This window comes from Pseudoalteromonas sp. SCSIO 43088 (genome assembly GCF_023650795.1).
GTDB lineage: Bacteria > Pseudomonadota > Gammaproteobacteria > Enterobacterales > Alteromonadaceae > Pseudoalteromonas > Pseudoalteromonas shioyasakiensis.
In genome coordinates, this window is the sequence record NZ_CP072675.1 from 1,664,579 (window position 1) to 1,683,790 (window position 19,212).

Annotated in this window: 16 protein-coding genes; all 16 read left to right on the top strand. The window is 43.6% G+C overall.

What is annotated here, in order from left to right; translation table 11 throughout:
* Nucleotide 1: 1 nt before the first annotated feature.
* The gene (locus tag J8Z28_RS07770) at nucleotides 2-2,095 is read left to right on the top strand and encodes a portal protein (protein WP_250660229.1); all 2,094 of its coding nucleotides are present in this window, start codon (nucleotides 2-4) and stop codon (nucleotides 2,093-2,095) included.
* A gap of 2 nt (nucleotides 2,096-2,097) precedes the next feature.
* Nucleotides 2,098-2,820, top strand: coding sequence for a RyR domain-containing protein (locus tag J8Z28_RS07775; RefSeq protein WP_250660230.1), 723 nt, complete (start codon nucleotides 2,098-2,100; stop codon nucleotides 2,818-2,820).
* Nucleotides 2,821-3,156: 336 nt separating this feature from the next.
* Nucleotides 3,157-4,194 carry a hypothetical protein gene (locus J8Z28_RS07780; protein WP_250660231.1) on the top strand — a complete coding sequence of 346 codons (1,038 nt, stop codon included), beginning with the start codon at nucleotides 3,157-3,159 and terminating at the stop codon, nucleotides 4,192-4,194.
* 11 nt (nucleotides 4,195-4,205) lie between these two features.
* Nucleotides 4,206-5,420, top strand: a complete 1,215-nt coding sequence (locus tag J8Z28_RS07785; RefSeq protein WP_250660232.1) for a N4-gp56 family major capsid protein — start codon at nucleotides 4,206-4,208, stop codon at nucleotides 5,418-5,420.
* Between the two features lie 57 nt (nucleotides 5,421-5,477).
* Nucleotides 5,478-5,858, top strand: coding sequence for a hypothetical protein (locus J8Z28_RS07790; protein ID WP_250660233.1), 381 nt, complete (start codon nucleotides 5,478-5,480; stop codon nucleotides 5,856-5,858).
* Nucleotides 5,859-5,937: 79 nt separating this feature from the next.
* Nucleotides 5,938-6,387, top strand: a complete 450-nt coding sequence (locus J8Z28_RS07795; RefSeq protein WP_250660234.1) for a hypothetical protein — start codon at nucleotides 5,938-5,940, stop codon at nucleotides 6,385-6,387.
* Between the two features lie 2 nt (nucleotides 6,388-6,389).
* The gene (locus tag J8Z28_RS07800; RefSeq protein WP_250660235.1) at nucleotides 6,390-6,950 is read left to right on the top strand and encodes a hypothetical protein; all 561 of its coding nucleotides are present in this window, start codon (nucleotides 6,390-6,392) and stop codon (nucleotides 6,948-6,950) included.
* A complete protein-coding gene (locus J8Z28_RS07805; RefSeq protein ID WP_250660236.1) occupies nucleotides 6,950-7,603 on the top strand; it encodes a phage adaptor protein in 654 nt (217 codons plus the stop codon). The genes J8Z28_RS07800 and J8Z28_RS07805 overlap by 1 nt, the downstream gene beginning before the upstream one ends.
* Nucleotide 7,604: 1 nt before the next feature.
* A complete protein-coding gene (locus J8Z28_RS07810) occupies nucleotides 7,605-9,155 on the top strand; it encodes an SUMF1/EgtB/PvdO family nonheme iron enzyme (protein WP_250660237.1) in 1,551 nt (516 codons plus the stop codon).
* A 65-nt stretch (nucleotides 9,156-9,220) separates the two neighbouring features.
* Nucleotides 9,221-9,577, top strand: coding sequence for a diversity-generating retroelement protein Avd (gene avd / locus J8Z28_RS07815; protein WP_250660238.1), 357 nt, complete (start codon nucleotides 9,221-9,223; stop codon nucleotides 9,575-9,577).
* Nucleotides 9,574-10,851, top strand: a complete 1,278-nt coding sequence (locus tag J8Z28_RS07820) for a reverse transcriptase/maturase family protein (protein ID WP_250660239.1) — start codon at nucleotides 9,574-9,576, stop codon at nucleotides 10,849-10,851. The genes avd and J8Z28_RS07820 overlap by 4 nt, the downstream gene beginning before the upstream one ends.
* Nucleotides 10,844-11,239 carry a DUF4376 domain-containing protein gene (locus J8Z28_RS07825; protein WP_250660240.1) on the top strand — a complete coding sequence of 132 codons (396 nt, stop codon included), beginning with the start codon at nucleotides 10,844-10,846 and terminating at the stop codon, nucleotides 11,237-11,239. Before J8Z28_RS07820 ends, J8Z28_RS07825 begins: the two co-directional genes overlap by 8 nt.
* A 61-nt stretch (nucleotides 11,240-11,300) precedes the next feature.
* Nucleotides 11,301-11,936 carry a hypothetical protein gene (locus J8Z28_RS07830; protein ID WP_250660241.1) on the top strand — a complete coding sequence of 212 codons (636 nt, stop codon included), beginning with the start codon at nucleotides 11,301-11,303 and terminating at the stop codon, nucleotides 11,934-11,936.
* A gap of 7 nt (nucleotides 11,937-11,943) precedes the next feature.
* Nucleotides 11,944-12,273, top strand: a complete 330-nt coding sequence (locus tag J8Z28_RS07835; RefSeq protein WP_250660242.1) for a hypothetical protein — start codon at nucleotides 11,944-11,946, stop codon at nucleotides 12,271-12,273.
* 43 nt (nucleotides 12,274-12,316) lie between these two features.
* Entirely contained in the window at nucleotides 12,317-13,942 is a 1,626-nt protein-coding gene (locus J8Z28_RS07840) for a hypothetical protein (protein WP_250660243.1), read from the top strand.
* A complete protein-coding gene (locus J8Z28_RS07845) occupies nucleotides 13,942-19,083 on the top strand; it encodes a phage tail tip fiber protein (protein ID WP_250660244.1) in 5,142 nt (1,713 codons plus the stop codon). The genes J8Z28_RS07840 and J8Z28_RS07845 overlap by 1 nt, the downstream gene beginning before the upstream one ends.
* Nucleotides 19,084-19,212 lie beyond the last annotated feature (129 nt).

Sequence of the window (19,212 nt, forward strand, 5' to 3'; positions counted from 1 at the left end):
AATGGCTGATTACGCGAAAACAAAAGACGGCTTTACGCTTGATAAGCTTTTGTCGATCCTTGGCGATATTGACTCACAACCGGACTGGCGAACACCTGCTACTAAAGCGTGCGCGTACTATGACGGTGATCAACTAAGCTCGGCAGTAAAAGACGTATTGCGCAAGCGAAACCAGCCAGACATTGTTCACAACATGATTGGTCCAACTATTGACGGTGTACTTGGGCTTGAAGCGCGATCACGTTCTGACTTGATGGTTTCAGCTGATGACGAGCAAGGCGAAGAACTAGCAAAAGCGCTTAATGAGAAGTTTAAAGACTATTGGCGTTTGGCGAATGGCGATCGTGCTTGTTCTGATGCGTATGCAAGCCAATTAAAAGCGGGCATTGGTTGGGTAGAAGTAACAAAGAACCCTATTCCTTTTGCTGCGCCATATCGTATTAAGTTTATTCATCGTCGTGAGGTTTGGTGGGACTTTCATTCAGTTGAAGCAGATAGGAGCGATGCACGCTGGATCATGCGTCGCAAATGGCTTGATTTAGACGAAGCGATTGCAACATTCCCTGAGCACAAAGAGATATTAAAGCACTCTGTTAATCATTGGGATGACTTTTTACGCACGCTAGACGAAGAACACACTGAAAGCCACGACTTACAATCAGCATGGAGTGATGCGCAAGGGTGGAACAGAGCAACAAGCGAATGGTTAGATACAACCCGCAAGCGTGTATTGCTTCAGGTTATTTACTACAAAGTATGGAAACGTGCTCACATCATTAGACTGCCTGATGGTCGCGTTATTGAGTTTGATAAAAACAACACAGCGCATGTAGCAGCAGTACAAAGTGGCAAAGTACAGCTTGAATATGCGGCGTTCCCTAATGTACGCGAGGCATGGTTTATTGGTCCACATCGTATTATTGATAGACCGAGTGAAGCGCCTGGCGGCATGTTTAACCTTGTTCCATTCATCGGCTACCAAAAAGATGCAAGCGGCGAACCTTATGGTTTAGTCAGTCGCATGATGCCTGCGCAAGACGGTATTAATGCGCGAGTGATACGCTTGAATTACTTGTTACAAGCAAGGCGGGTAATTGCCGACGAAGATGCGACACAGTTATCAGATAGCCGATTAAAAGAAGAGGTCGAAAAACCAGATGGCTACATCAAGCTTAATCCTGAGCGAAAGAACAAAGGCAAGGCCAGTGATGCGCTAAGTATTCAAAACGACGTAGGCATAGCAGCGCAACAGTTTAACTTGATGCAGCATGATATGAAGCTGATACAAGATTGTGCTGGCGTGTATAACTCTATGTTGGGCCAAGACAGTAACGCAACAAGTGGTGTAGCTATTGCCAACTTGGTAGAGCAAGGCACAACAACACTTGCTGAAATAAACGATAATTTCCATTACTCACGAAACAAAGTAGGCGAGTTATTACTTGCTTATATCATTGAAGATCTTAAGCCACAGAATAATGTTGAAGTTACTGTCAATCGTGAAGATAAAGCAAAGCGCCGAGCAATTGTGATCAATGAGCCGAACATGGACGGCAAGCGCAACAATGATGTAGCACGCTGGCGCGGTCACATGGCACTGGCACCAGTGAAAGCTACGCCTACATACAGACAGCAGCAGGCTACATTGCTAACTAACACCATTAGCCAGTTACCACCAGAAGCGCAAGCGGCAACTTTACCAATGCTTGTAGAGCTAATGGATCTGCCAAACAAAGAGGAATTTCTTTCAACCCTACGCCAAGCGTTAAACATTCCAAAAGCCAAAGAAGATATGAGCGAGGAAGAATTAGCACAGGCGCAAGCACAAGCAGAAAAGCAACAGGCAGTGGAGCAGCTACAGCAGCAAGAAATTCAGCAGAAAGTACAAAAAATCGTACTTGAAAACAAACAGCTTGAAGCGCGCATCAATGAAATTCAGAAGAAAGCTGAAACTGAGAGCGTGAAAGACGAGAAGATCCAAGCCGAAACGCAAAATATTATTGCAGAGGTACAAAAGAAACGTGCAGAAGTGGCAGCGCTCAAGTCATCTATTCAAACAAACTTACAACAGCAACTAGACGCAATACAGGTGTAATAATGAGCGAGCAAACCGAAGATTTAATTAATGTTTTAGTGTGCGGTAATGATGGCGCAACAGTACATATTCGTGAAGTAATGGCCGAGTTTCAATGCTTCAAAGTGGTACAGGCAGCTGAAATTAAATCAGTAGCTAAGTTAGAGGAACAACCAGAACTCTCTTTAATTATCGGTATACCTGGTACTGATGTTGAACTGCCGTATTTAGCAAGCACGGAACTGACTGCTAGATACAAGCCAGTAGCAGGTGATTATCTAGTACTTTATGAAAATGATTATGTTTCAATTAGCCCTAAAGAAGCTTTTGAAGATGGATATAGCAAAATTGAGTTTGCTGATTTTGAAGGCGCGGAAGAGCTGGGCATTCCAAAAGAGCATATGGGCCAGGTGACAGCAATCGCTAAAATGTGCCATGAAGTAAACCGAGCTTATTGCAAAGCGCTTCGTGAAGAGCAGCCAAGTTGGGAAATGGCACCACAATGGCAGATTGATTCAGCAATCAAAGGTGTTGCTTTTCATATCCTTAACCCTGACGCACCGGCTAGTGCTTCACATGATAGCTGGATGGCAGAAAAAGCTATTCAAGGTTGGAAATATGGCAAGGTTAAAGATGCCGATAAAAAAGAGCACCCTTGTATGGTCCCGTTCCATCATCTACCGGTAGAACAGCAAGCGAAAGACTTTATTTTTAGCACCATAGTTAAACAAGCTATTCAGGGCTAAATATGAACTTATTAAAACACTTATTTTTAAAGTTCATAATGCCGGCTTTCAAGCCAGTGGAAAGCCATCAAGCAAAACAACTCAAGCCAGAATCATTAAATCAAAGCATTAAGCAACGTAAACCAGTTTATGTAATTAGCTGGGGAAGTGTTGATGTGAGGTTACGGAAACCTTATCGGTAATAAATCCAATTAAGTATGTACTACGCAGAGATTAAGCCGCTTTAGGGAAACCCAAGGCGGCTTTTTTGTGCGATGCACAACAACTCGCAAAGGCAGCGTACAGCCTACAACTTTAATTTTCGCAGCTATGTGTCAAATAGTGATGGAGTCATAAGTGGATAATCTCGACGATATTTTAGAAAACGGCACACCAGAAGAAATCGAAGCGGCATTGGCCGAAGTAGATATTGATGGTGATACGCTTTTTGGTGGTGAAGATGGCAGCGAAAAAAGCGAGCCTGTAGTAGACACTAAAGAAGCACCTGCAGCGGAAGCAGAAGCCGAGCAGGACGAAAGCAAAGCGCAAGCTGAAACAGACGTAAAACCGGAATCGTCAACCGAAGCAAGCGAGCAAAAAGGTGATGCGCCAGAGGGCTATGTTGAAATCGACGGCAAGTATTACGTTGAAGCGACTGATGTTAAAAGCAAGAACGGGCAACACAGCTTGCCTTATGATGTTTTAGCGCAGGCGCGTAAACGTGCGGCAGATGCGGAAGCGGAACGCCAGCGATTAGCCGACGAAAAAGCAGAGCTTGAAAGCAAGTACGAAGAAACCAAGCAATTAGCTGAATTACACAGTAGCCAGTTAAAAGATGCGGGTATCGACGCACGCAAATTACCTAAGCAAATGCTTGAAGATCCTGAGCTCATGGAGCGTATCAAAGAGGAATATCCAGAACTAGGCGAAATGGTAAGCGCGCTTGCTGAGCAAGTACGAAGCCACAACGCCAGCCAGCAACAAGCACAAGTGACAGCAAATGCAGGAAATGAGTTAACAACAGCGTTTGAAAGCTCACAGCATTTAAAGTCTTGGCGCGATAGCGATGCCGATAAGTGGGAAATGGCCCAGGTTATCGACGAAAAACTGGCAAATGACCCATCGTTTAAAAACAAATCAGTAGCAGAGCGCTTTGCAGAAGTAGAAAAGCGCGTGCAATCAGCGTTTGGCGAACAATATAAACCGAAGCCAAGCGGTGTGCCAACTGCTGCAATCCCCAATTCTCCGACTGACTTAGGATCACAAGCAAGCGACTTAAGCGCAAACGCAGGTTTGCTCGATAAAGACGCAGCAACGATGACTGATGAAATGTCAAATATGACAGAAGCGCAGATCGCGGACTTGCTATCCGAAGCGTCGGAATTTCTATATTAGGAAATTAAACAATGAGTACGATCACTAGAGCACAAGCTGCAAAAGCGTTTGGCGCAGCTCTATTCACGCACACCCGCCGTCAAAATACATTTGTAAATATGTTGACCGGTGCCGCTCCACAATCAGCTAAGAAAGATGCCAATCACGGCAAGAAGCAAACCGAAAAAGGCGCGCCAATTGTCATGATCCGTGATTTAGAGTCACAAGCCGGCGATACGGTTGAAATGGATTTATTCCACAACCTTAACGGCCTACCGACAATGGGCGACAAGAAACTGGAAGGCCGAGGCGAAAGCTTAAGCAAGACAGTGTTTGAGTTGCGCATTGATCAAGGCCGTAAGATGGTTGATTCTGGCGGCAAAATGAGCCAGAAGCGTACCAAGCACGACTTGCTAAGCACTGCTAAAACACTTTTAGGTAATTACTACAATGACCTAAAAGACGAAGTTGCAATGTATCACCTGGCAGGTGCGCGTGGTTCTTTCAATCCTAGCGATATTATTGTTCCGCTGGACGATCACGAAGAATTTAACGAAATCATGGTTAACGACATTCAAGCGCCAACGTATGACCGCCATATCTTTGGTGGTGATGCGTCAACGTTTGAAGGCATCGATTCAGCCGACATTATGACAATTGAAAAGCTGGATGATATTGCGCTGATCTTAGAAGAACAGCAAAACCCAATGAAGCACATTGAGTTTGAAAAAGATGAAATGGCAAATGAGTCTCCTTTCTTTCTCTTGTTCGTAACCCCGCGCCAATGGCGTGACTTATGGGCGAGTGCGACAGAGAAGAAAATGCAAGAGCTTATGGCTCGCGCTATGGCTCGTGGTCGCGGCTTCAATCACCCGGTGTTTAAAGGTGATGTGATCATGTGGCGTAACATTCTAGTTCGCCAATATCGTAAACCGGTGCGTTTCTATGCAGGCGATACTGTCACTGTTTCAAACAATGACAAGTTAGCGACAACCAAACAAGTAACAGCGGGCACTGACATTGATCGCGCGATTTTGCTTGGTGGTCAAGCGCTTGCTAATGCTTACGGTAAAGCTGAGTCTGGCACTCACTTCCACATGAGCACGAAGAAAACAGACCACGACAACGCTAATGAAACGGCGATTGTATGGATGAATGGCTGTAAGAAAGTGCGCTTTGCTGACCGTAACGGTCGAGTCAATGACTACGGCACAATGGTACTTGATACAGCTGTATCGTTATCTTAATCAACTTTAGCGGACTATGGTCCGCTTTATTTTTAACTTGAATAAGTGAACAAGATCATGAAAGAAACATTTTATAAAGGTGCGCAAGGCAATTTGTCTTTGCATGTAATGACGCTATCACTTGCATCGTTAGCAGCTGGTTCAACAGTCATCGCAGCAGATCAGCTGCCAATTGGCACGCAAGTAACAGGCGTTCGCGTTATCAATGGCGCGCTTGGCGCTAACACAGAGCTAACCACAAAGCTTGTTGATGCGAAAGGTACGGAAACTGAATTGTCAGTTGTAGATGCGGTTGCTGCAGGTACTGATATGACACCTGTTAAGCCTGTTTATATTGGTGATACTGGACCAAGTGATTTAGTAATCGAAAACACAGGCACAGGTGCCGCAACAGGTGAAGTGATTGTGCAGTTAGAGTACCGATTTAAAGGTTACTAATACACAACTCACATTAAATACAATCACTAAAGACAACTAAAGCCCTGAAATATCAGGGCTTTTTATTAAGGTTATTATCATGGCTGAAAAAATTAGCATTGTTTATATCGGTCCAAAAGCCGAAAAAAAAGACACGGTTTGCGGTACGCGATTAAAGTTCAAACGTTTCGAGCCTGTATCTGTAGAGTCGGATATTGCAAGTCGATTTCTTGATTTTCCCGAAGTGTGGGTTAAGGAAGCTCAATTAGAAGGTGTTAAAGCTCGACAAGAAGCGATTGCTAAGCTTGAAGAAAAAGAGCGCCTTGAAGCAGAAGAAGCGGCTAAGCGCGCAGAAGCTGACGCAAACATGGTTGTTATTGTTGATGGTGAAGAAGTTGATCTAGGCAAGTACAGCTCTAAACAACTTGATACATTTGTTGTTGCGCATGAGTTAGAAGTAGAAGGCCCTAAAAAGCCAGTAAATGACTATCGCAAAAATGTTCGTGATGCTTTCCGTGCTTTAACAAGCGAAGAAGGTAACGAGGAATAATCATGGCTCAGCTGTCTACCTTGATCCCACTTGTAAGAGAGCGTTGCGGTGGCGTTCTTGAAAAGTTTGCGCTTGATCACCTTAAGCGTGCATATCAAAAGTTTTGTGCAGAGTCTTTGTATTTGGCCCGTTCACAACAATTCAATCAAGGTGACGCTGCAACACTAGCCATTGATGATGATCATTCGTTTGGCGGCGTTAATTTTGTTTTAGATGCACAGGGCCATGAGCTAGAGCGCGGTATTGATTACAACGTATCAGTTGGTGGTGAAGTTCATTTAACAACAAATACGCCTGCTTTTCGTGTGTTTTATTACATAACACCGCTATTTTCACTGCCTGATGATTTTAACGCAAATGAAACGCTTATCAGCAAGTACGCTGATTATCTTGCCGATGGCGCAGCGTCAACGCTTATGAAAATGCCTAACACCCAATGGACTGATATAAATTTTTCAGAGCACTACCGCCGGAATTTTATAGACGGTTATCGTCTTGCCTACCGAGAAGCTATAAATGCTCTGGACGAACAGCGACCAACTAAACCAAGAGAGTTTTACTAATGGCTATTGTCACTTCAAAAGAAATTATAACGCGAGTTAATAAGCTGCTAAATGATCCGGGCTTTGTTCGATGGCCTGAAGACGAGCTATTGAACTACTTGAATGATGCTCAACGTGCAATCGTATTACGCCGACCTGACTCATATAGTGTTGATATTGATGATTTCGCATGCGTAGAAGGCACTAAGCAATCGTTACCAGCTGACGCATTGAGACTAATCGATATTACGCGCAATGCCACGGGTAAAGCAATTCGCGGCCCATACAATCGACAAGTATTAGATGATAATCATGAGAACTGGTACGCAGGAACTGATGCCGCAGAAGTCCAGCTCTATATTTATGACGAACGAGTGCCAAAAACCTTTTATGTTTATCCTGGTGTAACAGCTGGTGTTGAATTAACACTCGCTTATTCAAAGGCGCCGGCGTCAATTAATATGACTGCTCACAATGCAAGCGAAGTAATAGCGCTCGATGATATTTATGTTAACGCCATTATTGAATGGATTTTATATCGCTCTTATATGAAAGACGCTGAATATGCCGCAGATCCTAACAAGAGCACTATGCATTTAAATGCGTTTGAAAATCAGCTGGGGCAAAAGAACCAAGCTGATAGTGCGATGATGGGTCAACAGAAGGGGCAGTAAGATGACAGCAAGCGCAGGCGCGTGGTATCGCGTTGGAACAGTAAATGTAACAAACAGTCAGCAAGCAGTTACAGGTGTTGGCACTAATTGGCAAAATGATGTTATTTCAATTGCGGTTGGCGATATTTTTACGCGTGACGCAAAAACTTGGTATGAAGTAACAGCGGTAAACAGCGATACAAGTATTACTTTAGATCGTGATTATGAGGGCGGTACAGAGAATGCTGCAAATTACGCAATTGTTCGAAATACTTCCGGCACTATACTCACGCGCATAGCGGGTCAAATATCAGTACAGTTTAATCAAAAGCAATTGTTTTTAGATGAATTACGCACTTGGCTTAACTCTAACAATGCAACCGAAGAATTAACCGATAGTCACGGCTTAAAGCAAGCAATAAAAACTCCGCACCAAATGATTGATGATGCAGAGCAGGCTGCCAGCACTGCAAGATCGGAATGGAACGCAGCGCGAGATGCTGTAGAAACTCGCGCTCAAACCGCTTACCGTGAGGCCGTGGAGGCGGCGAGCAGCGGTAAAAACACGGTAAAATATGATGCCCAGGGCAACCCAAATGTCATGGTTTGGATACCCAAGTTTAACAGCGAGGACGTTAACCAAGCCATTATTGACCGTCACGGTGTTGATTTACAGCTAGGAACAGGCGTGTTTCCTGCGTTTATTAAAAACGGTGTGCAAATGCGTGGTTTTTGGTATGCAAAATACATTGCCAGCGCTGGCGAGAATGGCGGGTGCAGTGTTATATCAGGCGTGCAGCCAAGAACATATGTAAATTACGACACCGCAAAATCACTGTGCACAAACAAAGGCACAGGCTGGCATTTATCTGCAAATATTGAATGGCTTGCAGTGGCGTATCTGGGCTTAGCATTTGGCGATCAGCCGCGCGGCGATACAAATTACGGTCGAGCATACGATGCAAAGCACGAAGTTGCCACTCGAGCCTCGGCAGCTTACGCACCAGGCGACACCGGCCACTCAGCGCCCAGCTACACAGGCACAGGCCCTGCATCATGGAGCCACGACGGCACGCAATTTGGCGTGTTCGATATGGTCGGCAACGTGTGGGAATGGCAAGATCAGCTTAAATTACAGGAGGGTCAAATATTTGCACCGCTCGATAACAACCCCGACATGCCTGAGAGCGACTGGCCTGCGCACGAGTGTTATTTTGACTCGAGTGGCTCATCGGGTGGTAGTGTAGTTTTAAATAGTCAAATAACAAATCAAGGGGGTGACATTGGCGATAATGGCAGCGGCAACTTTTCAAACTCAAACACTTGGCGCACTATGAGCAAGGGCTCTTCTTACGTTGAAAATCTGCTAATGCGTCAAATGGGTATCGAGCCTGCCGACGGCGCACTGTTTAACGGCACACTCTACAGTCGAAACTTTGGGGAGCGTGTGCCGTCTCGCGGTGGCCGTTGGCGCAACACGTCCGCTGCCGGGCTTGGGGCACTCTACTTCCACAACGATCGCGCGCGTGCGGGTAGCTCTTTTGGTTTCCGTCCAGCTTTATTTGAGTCTTGATACTCGCAACTTTGAACGCTGCGCGATAGCGCAGCACAATCAACTTCACTTTTAAGATTAGGTAAATGTACGCATTATCAATAGAAGAAAAAACACGCGAAATGATGGTTTACGGCTACTTAGCACTAAAGCAATTCCCAAAGCATGAAACGCACGTTATGGGCGCAGAAATACGCCGCAGCATGCTTGCACTGCAGCGCCTTATTATTACTGCATTTAAGCGATACCACAAAAAGACCACGTTAACCGATATGGATATAGAGCTAACCATGCTCAAAAGAATGATACGCACAGCCAAGGATATGCGCTACCTAGACACTAAAAAATATAAAATATGGAGCGAAAAGCTCATTGAAATAGGCAAGATGCTTGGCGGATGGGTAAAATCTGTTAAGATGAAAAACAAGGATGCAGCATTATGATTACGCGGGAGCGTATGCCGTATCGCGGTGGCAATTGGAACAACACGTCCAATGCCGGGCTTGGAGCACTCAACTTCAACAACGATCGCACGAATGCGAATAGCAATATTGGTTTCCGTCCAGCTCTTGATAACGCCAGAAGTACCGACCTCACGGGGTTGTGCCAGTGCAACTTTGAAAAGGATGCTGCAACCTCAGCGCTTGCTGAAACACTGAACAAGCCGGTTGATGCGTCAACCGGCTGCACTTTTAGTAAAATCGTCAGCTATGAGAATATATTAAACTCAGCGTATCAATGCCGAAAAGGCAAGGCCAACTCTCCGGCCACTCTCAACTTTTTTAATAACCTAGAAGAAAACGTTATCAATCTATATAACGAACTCAACTGGGGAACGTACGAGCTATCTAGCTACCACCACTTTTATGTTTTTGAGCCCAAGCGCCGACTAATATCAGCACCTAATTTTCGCGATCGCGTCGTTCATCGCGCTATCTTTAATGTTATAGAGCCACTATTCGATAAAACATTTATTCATCACTCATATGCGTGCCGAAACAACAAAGGCGCGCACAGAGGCGCTGATGTAGCGCAAAGGCAGATTCAAAAAATAGAGCGCAAGCATGGCGTGGCCTACGCGCTAAAAGCTGATATAAGCAAGTATTTTTCAAGCGTTGATCATGAAATATTAAAGCAGTTATTGAGCAATAAAATTAAATGCCAGATGACATTAACGCTACTGCATTACATTATTGACGCAAGCCCAAGCGACAGCCCAGGTGTTGGCATGCCGCTGGGCAATTTAACCAGCCAGATATTTGCTAACGTGTACCTGCATGAGCTTGACTGGTTTGCCAAGCACACACTAAAAATCAAAAACTACATAAGATATATGGATGATTTCGTGGTTATGCACCACTGCAAGCGCTACTTGCACGCCCAGAGAGTGGCTATGCAAAGCTTTTTACAAAGCGCTTTAAGGCTAAAAACAAACAATAAAACACAGGTCTTTCCAATCGCCAACAAGGGCGGCAGGCCGCTTGATTTTTTAGGTTATAGAATTTACTCAACGCACCGACTGCTCCGCAAAAGCAGCGTGAAAAGCATCAAAGCCAAGCTTAAAAAATTTCATTGGCAGTATGCAAGTTACCAAATAAATTTACCCGAAATAAACCAATCAATTCAATCATGGATAGGCCACGCAAGCCACGCCAGCAGCTACAACTTGCGCAAAAAGCTACTCAGCCAATCATTTAAAAGAGGTGAAAATGTTTAAATACTTGCACAATAATCGGTACCACACAGACACAACAACAAGCTACATGAGTGAATTAGGGTTAAGCGAAGAAGCTCAAGAAAGCATACGGACAATGAAGGAGTATGAACAAAACAAAGAAACGGTGGAAAGAGTTTTATTTAAGCACCAACGTCAAAAGCAATTGGACAACTTAACAGTAGAAGTTGATGGCATGGTGTTTGACGGTGACGAAGCAAGCCAAGGCCGAATGAATCGCGCGTCATTCTCTATGCAAGAAGGTGAAACAATTGGCTGGGTGCTGGCGAATAATGAGGAAGTCATGGTAACAAAAGAGCAGCTTGCAAAAGCCTTGCGCTTAGCGGGAGCGAGACAAGCCGAGTTTTGGGCGCAAGGTGAGCAGGAATAGCTATGCTAACAACATTAAAAACACTTAGAACGTTATCTTGAGTCAATTGGATGGATTAAAAATGACAAATAACCTTGAACCAATACTTGATTTTATAGTCCTCGATGACGAACAAGAGCCCGTTCTTAACGAGCAAGGTCTGCCAACCTTGCTCCAGCGTCCGATCGCTAAAAATATTCCAGACCTTATATCTAAAGGCAAAATAGATAACTTAGATATGTTTGCTGAGTTACATGCACAAATTCTGCAATGGGACTGGGCTGAACTTTATCTTAATTATTTAATTGATCTGATTGAGATTGAAGATCATAACGAGAACTTACCTGTACCCTATGAAAATGAAGAAGGTGAGGTGATTAGCGTTCAGCCATTACCGCTACCAGAAGCACCCGAAAGGCCGCCATTAATGACGCCTACAGAAGTGTTAGAGCCATATCAGAAGCACATAAATAAGCTAATAGGTATTGAGTTCAAAGGTGTCCAAGTGTCATTAAACGAGTCAAATCAAAATGGGTTGTCGGCTTTAAAAAGCGCCTTAGAGCTTGCTAAAGAGCTTGGATCGGAAAACGAGTTCTTCCCTGTAAATTTTAATGCAGAAACGCGACAGGGCGTTAAGGTTTTAACGTTGGTCGATGAAGCTGAGTTTAAAAACTTTGGCTTGCAGTTTGTTATGGCTAGAAAGGCTTTCTTTGAATAGGTGAAATATGGATTTCCTTAAAACAGTAAGAACGTTATTAGGCTACATTTTATGTGGCCTTTTTTTTATCGTGCCGTTTATATTGCTAACGGTATTTACAGTGATTGGTTGCCGCTGGGCTTTTAATGGCTTATATGGGATTGATATCACTATCTGCAATATTTGCCATGGCACTAATTTAGAGTCTATTTCGGCACGAAGTTACCGGCTAAGGAACGATAAACGGTATTACTTACAGATGCGGATAATTGATGTGCTAGCAAAACCTTTTGATGGTGATAACCACTGTCAACGTGCTCATAAATGGGAAAGTAAAGTTATCAAATTAAACCAGTAACTCACCAACCTCTACCAAGTTTCAACTTTCATAAGCGAATACTATGCCTGCAATCACTGTAAAAACTTTTGCCGGTGAACGGCCTAAGCTCGATCCGCGTTTACTTCCTAACGAATCAGCCTCAAAAGCATTTGGTTGCCATTTTGATAATGGCAACCTATCACCGCTAAAACGTCCAGCCTTAAGTGGTATTGCCGTTATAAATACTGCTAAAACTATTTACCAGCACTTAAATCAATATTGGTTTGCATGGGATAAAGAGGTTCACGCGGTACCAAGTCCCATTACTGATGACCCTTGGCAGCGAGTGTACTTTACTGGCGATGGATATCCCAAAGTGACAACGAATGAAATATTTGAAGGTGCAAACATGCCTGCATCAGCATACAGGCTTGGGGTGCAAGCACCAGAAGTCGTTATCATTGCATCTGTAACTGAGGGGATTGACGAGAATGAAGATGGTTCAACTATAGACCCTAATGATGACGAAACTCGCTATTACACGCACACCTATGTCACTGCAGCAGGTGAAGAAGGTCCACCTGGTGAAGCATCGCAAAGGATTGAAATTAAATACCCAGATGAAGAAGGAACATATGTATCACTGGTATTCTCCCCACCAAACGTAAACGTATCAAACATCACACATAGGCGCATTTACAGAACAGCAACTGGCGGCGGTTCAGCTGACTATCTATTTGTAGCTGAAATACCTATCTCACAAAACGTTTTCACCGATGATATTCAAGGCGATCAGTTAGGCGCATCGCTTGATACATATGACTTTGAAATGCCAAACGAAGATATGATCGGATTAACTTCAATGGCTAACGGTATTTTAGCTGGCTTTTTTGACAGCACCGTTTGCTTTAGCGAGGCCTATTTACCTTACGCTTGGCCGAGTGACTATCAGCAAACAACAGAACATGAAATTGTGACTGTAGCAGCGCTTGGAAATACATTAGCAGTACTTACTAAAGGTTACCCTTATTTGTTTAGTGGTATTACACCCAGCGCAATGGCAGGTCAAAAACTTGAGTTTAACCAAGCTTGTGTAAGTGGGCGATCAGCGGTCATTGTTAATGGTTCACTTATTTACGCGAGTCCAGACGGTTTAATTTCACTGTCAACAAGTGGCCTTAGCATGCTAACCAATCAAGTTATTACTCGAGAGCAATGGCAAGAGTATGATCCTCAGACAATTGAAGCGTACCAGCAAGAGGGGCGATATCTAGCTTTTTATGGAGAGGATTTAGACAAAGGCTTTATATTTGACCCAAACACTGGCGATTTTAGGCATTTTACAGCAACCGCCGATTGTGGGTTTAACAGCTTAATTGATGATGCGTTATACACATGCCAAGGTGGAAACCTTAGTAAGTGGGAGTCAAGCCCTGCGCTAATGGATTATCAATGGCGGTCTAAGGACTTTGAGGCGCAAGATATTAGCTTTGCTTGCGGCATGGTAAAAGGAGTAGATCTTAGTCAGTCTGGTCTACGCGTCTTTGCAGACGAGACTGAGGTGCTACACCTTGAGCCCGGCCAAATCCCTAACACAGCATTTAGGTTGCCCCCAACACGCGGCGACTCATGGGCGTTTGAGGCTTATGGAAGTGGCACTATACACAGCGTATCAATTGCAACAACAATGCGCGAGGTTGCTGTTTAATGGCAAAGAAGTTGAAGAGAAGTGATTTCCCAGGTATTGGTCGCCAAAATGACAAGCAAACTCAAAGTGCGCTGGCTGAAAATATAGAGTTGCTTACAGGGCAACGTGGCAGTGGTGAGAATAGAGCACTGCTAGTAAAGGATCTGGTTAACCTTGATCAGATGAAAATGGCGGCGTTACGTCAAAGTGCTAAAAATGGAAATACTAATGATGGCGGCTTGCCTATTACAGCCGGCGGGGTTGAGCGTCCTCATAAACCTGTGAATTTAACTGGGACCGGCGGCTTTACATTTATAGCGCTTACTTGGGATCACCCAACCTATCGCGGGCATGCTTATGCAGAAATATGGCGTAGTGAGACAGATTCATTTAGCAGCGCCACGTTAATAGCAACAGAAGTGGCTGACGTATTTAGTGATTCTGTTAGCATGGGAGCTGAGTATTTTTACTGGGTCCGCTTTGTAAACGTCGCTGATATGAAAGGGCCAACACAAGGCGCTGCAGGTTTAAAAGTTGTAACGCAAGAATCAGCCGAAATGATCCTAGATGAAATAGGCGGTTTGATTGAAAAGTCTCACTTGGGAGGCTTCCTTACCTCAGCTATCGATTCTATACCTGCAATAGAACAGTCCATTAGCGATATATATTTAGAAGAGATACCTGCACTAAAAGTTGATATTGACCAATTTGAAATTGATATTGCTGATTTACGCACTAACGTCGATCAGTTTTTAATTGATATACCTAATATTCAAGATGCTATTAGTGATATACAAGTTGAAATACCTAGCATAAACGACTCTATTAACGCGCTAAGCCAAGAAGCAGAAAGCGCTAAACAAACCGCTGAAGAAGCTAAAGGTAGAGTTGAGTCAATTGAAATAAGCAACGATGATTTAGCAAGACAGTTAATCGATGCTGCGCTTATTAACGACGAGAATTGGCAAAACAATGCTATTAAGTTTGTTTTGTTCGAATCTGAACTTGATAACATGAACGCTCGCATAGAGGCCGAGTTTTTAACTAAGACAGAAGCCAATGAAGCGATAGCGGCAGCGGCTGAAACAATACGTGTAGAAATAGAAGAGCATGGCACATCATTAAGCGCTGACATATCAAATACGTACTACACAAAAGCAACCGCTGATCAAGCCATAGCAACATCAAGAAATGAGCTCAAGGCAGAAATCGAAGATCCTAACGGTACCAGTGTAGGCGCTTTATTAGATACTCAATATTACACGGCAGCCGACACTGATAGCGCGATAAGCCTGTCAGCACAGCAAATCAAGGCAAACATAGAAGATCCTCAAGGCAACAGCCTTGGTGCACTAATAAACAGCGACTATTACACAGGCACTGAAACTGATACCGCGATAGCCGCTTATGGCGTTCAGCTTAAGTCATTGATTGAAGATCCTGAAGGTGACGGGCTAGGGGCTACGCTACAGACGAACTACTACACCAAAACCGACACAGATAGCGCGTTAAGCCAGGTAACAACAAATCTTGAGTCTGCTATTGAGTTAGCAGGGCAAGAGACTGAGAGTGCCATACTTGCGACATTAGACACTCAGTATTACACCATCACTGAGACTGATAGTGCGATAAGCCAAGCAACTACACAGCTAAAATCACAAATCGACGGTGAGATAAGTGCGACATTAACTAGCGATTACTTTACAAAAACTGAAACCAACCAAGCAATCACTATAGCGTCGCAATTGTTAAAGTCAGAAATTGAAGATCCAGAAGGCAACAGCTTAGGCGCAACACTTTTCACTGACTATTTTACGAAGGCAGATACCGAAGCAGCTATATCGCGCTCTATTTTTGAATTGAACAGCCGGTTTGACCCGCTGGCACAAGCTGTTATTGATAATGCGCTAGCTAATGATGAAGCACACAGCAAACAACAAGTTATAACGGCCAACATTCTACAGCAACAGCAAGTTACTACGGATGAGACAAAAGCGCTTGCAGAGTCATTAACTGTTATTGAGTCGCAATTCAATGACAGTAGCGCTCGCATAACAGAGTTAACCAAGTCATTTTCAGATAGCTTGGCAGCAAGTGCACAAAGCACGTTCCAACTACTTAGTACGATAAATGAAAACAAAGCATTCTTAGAAACAAATTATCTTACAAAGGTTGATACTGAAGAAGCCATAAGCCAAGCTGAAACGCGATTACAATCAAGCATAAACGGCACAAGTTCTGACATTTATCAAAACTTTTATACAAAATCGCAAGCAGAAAGCGCTATTAGCACGGCTGTTACAGCGCTGGGATCATCAATAGATAGCGATATAGGTGAAGTTTCCGCAGATTTACAAAACAATTATTATACGAGCATCGAAACAGATAGCGCTATAAGTCAAGCGACACAGCTTTTAAAAAGTGAAATAGAAGATCCTGATGGAAATAGCATTGGCGCCATATTATTAAGCGACTATTCGACAAAAACAGAAATAGACAACGCCATAAGCGAAGCGTCCCTTCAACTGAGTAGCAGTATTGATGATTTAGAAGCTAATATTTTTGATAGTGTTTACACTATTGCTGGGGCTAATGAAGCGATTGCAAATAGTGTTACAGCGTTAAGATCTGAACTAAACCAAACCATTGAGGAAGGAGATAACGAAACACTGAAGGCGGTCACAGCTGATTTGCAAAATAATTACTATACGAACGTGGCTGTAGATAGCGCGATTGCTCAAGCTACAACAACGTTAAAAAGTGACATCGAAGATCCTAACGGTGAGAGTCTAGGTGCTGAATTATTTACTAAGTATTACACCAAGACTGATACAGACGGCGCGCTTGCTGAGTTAAATACACAAATCAGGGCTGAAATGGACCCATTAAGCCATGCAGCCATTGAAAACGCGCTGGCGAATGATGAATCAAACAGTCAAAGACTTCTTTTTGAAGCAGAAATAATATCAAAACAACAAGCTCTTGTTGATGAGCAGGGGGCTATTGCTGAATCTATTTTTGCATTGAGATCTGAATTTGGAGACAGCCAAGCAGAGCTATATAGGTTAGAGGAAACGTTTGCTGGAACCGTTCTAGCGACAGCTAAAGAAGTTACCAGACTAGAGTCATCCATAGACGACGTATCAGCAACATTATTGAACAGCTACGACACATCGGTAACGACAGCTGAAGCGATAACAAGTGCAACAACTGCGTTAAGAAGCTTAATCGAAGATCCAGACGGGGATAGCTTAGGCGCAACGCTCTTTAATAATTTTCAAACAAAAGCGGACGCAGTAGAAGCCAGTGCAAGCACCAGCCAACAGTTAAGAGCCGAGTTTGAACCAAGTGCACAAGCGATTATCGAAAACGCGCTTGCTAATGACTTAGAAGGTGAAAGACGGATATTTGCCGAGGCTGACTTAATCCTCAATCAGCGTGTGCTTGCTAATGAGCAAACAGCTCTGTCTGAAAGTGTTTTTGCTTTGAATACGGCTATAGATGAAAGCAACGCAGGCTTATACCAACTGCAAACAGCGTTTGCTACAAAGGCGCAAGCCACAGCACAAGACTTATTAAAGCTTGATAGTGATGTAGGTGACGTTAAAGCAGATTTAATAAACAACTACCTTACAAGCGCTAGTGTAAACGAAGCAATTGCAAGTGCTGATCTTGCGTTGCGTGCAGCGATGGAAGATCCTGACGGTGATAGTATCGGCGCTGATTTACAAACGAACTACTATACGAAAGCCGCAGCTGATAGCGCCATTAGCTCAGCGACAACGCAATTAAAAAGCACCATAGAAGATCAGGCTGGTAGCAGCATAGGCGCGGATTTATATAACAACTACTACACAAAAACAGCAGCAAACAACGCTATTAGCACTGCAACAACAACGTTAAAATCACAAATTGAAGATACTAACGGTTCAAGCGTTGGCGCTAGCCTGCAAACACTTAGTCAAACAGTCGCGACAAACGAAGGTGTTTTTTCATCGCTTTGGGGAGTTAAAACGAATGTTAACGGCTTGCAGTCTAGTATTGGCCTTGTAAATGATGGTGTGGAACCTATATTTGCGGTGAAGGGCGCGAAGTTTGCTGTTATAACAGATCAAGATCCTACTAACTTAACTCCTGTATTTGCTGTTTCTGACGGCAAAACAGTTATAAATACGGCAGTAATTGACCAAGCATTTATTCAAAGCTTAGTTACCGATGAGTTGCTATCAAACCGTGTAGTTGTAGGCTCTCAGTTAAGCTCTCCATCTATAAACTATAATCCAAGTACGGGAGCAAGAAGTAACAATTTCTCGATTGATCCTAATGGTAATATGCTAGCTAAAAGCGCAACTCTTGAATCAGTCACTATAAAAGATAGTAGTGGCAATGTAGTTATGTCGTCTACAGGGGCTATACCATCATCTAAAGTGACAGGACTAGGGACATTTGCGAGTAAAAGCTCACTAAATTACAGTGAGTTAGGAGGGAAGCCCACACTTGGAACTCTAGCTGCAAAAAACTCACTCTCTTTCAATGAGCTAACAGGCTACCTTGACTATGACGAAATAACGGGGAAACCCGTACTAGGTCCGTTTGCAGGACTTAGTAAAATCCTGAGCTCAAATGTTAGTACATATATTGCAAATGGTGCGATTGGCAGTGCTCAAATAGATCAGGCTTATATCAACACTTTGTTTGGTAATAATGCCAGTTTCTATGGAACTGTTTACGCTGCTAACATAGAAGGTGATGTAACTGATCTAAGGGTTAAGACATCATCTAATGTTAACGCTACAACTCATAGCCAAGAATACACGGTGATCAGTTTTACGATAGCAAGCTTGCCATTTGCCCGAAGTGTTACAGTAAGTGGAATTAAGATTATTGGTAGTCATGGTTACAGCGTTCCACCAAGAGCAGAGGTGTTGCTATATGTATCAGGTTTCAGCGGCGCACAAGACTCATATACGCATGCTTTCAGCGGAAGTGATGGAACGCGAACTGCGGTAACTAAAACATTAGCGGCAACAATACCAGCGAACTCTAGCAGAACAGTAACATTGAAAATCAAGAAAACATCAACTGAAGGAACGCAGACAGTTAACGCGCCGGCGCAAAGTATTATCTGCCAAACCTTCAAAGATGGCTCAACGATTAGTTAATGGCAAAACCCCCCAATATAGGTTAGTATTTTTACATAATGGACAAATCGTATCTGCAGTGTGCGTCATGGGCCAACCACCGTGACCGGCTTAAAGAGCCAATAACGCGAATAGGTAACACGGCGAACG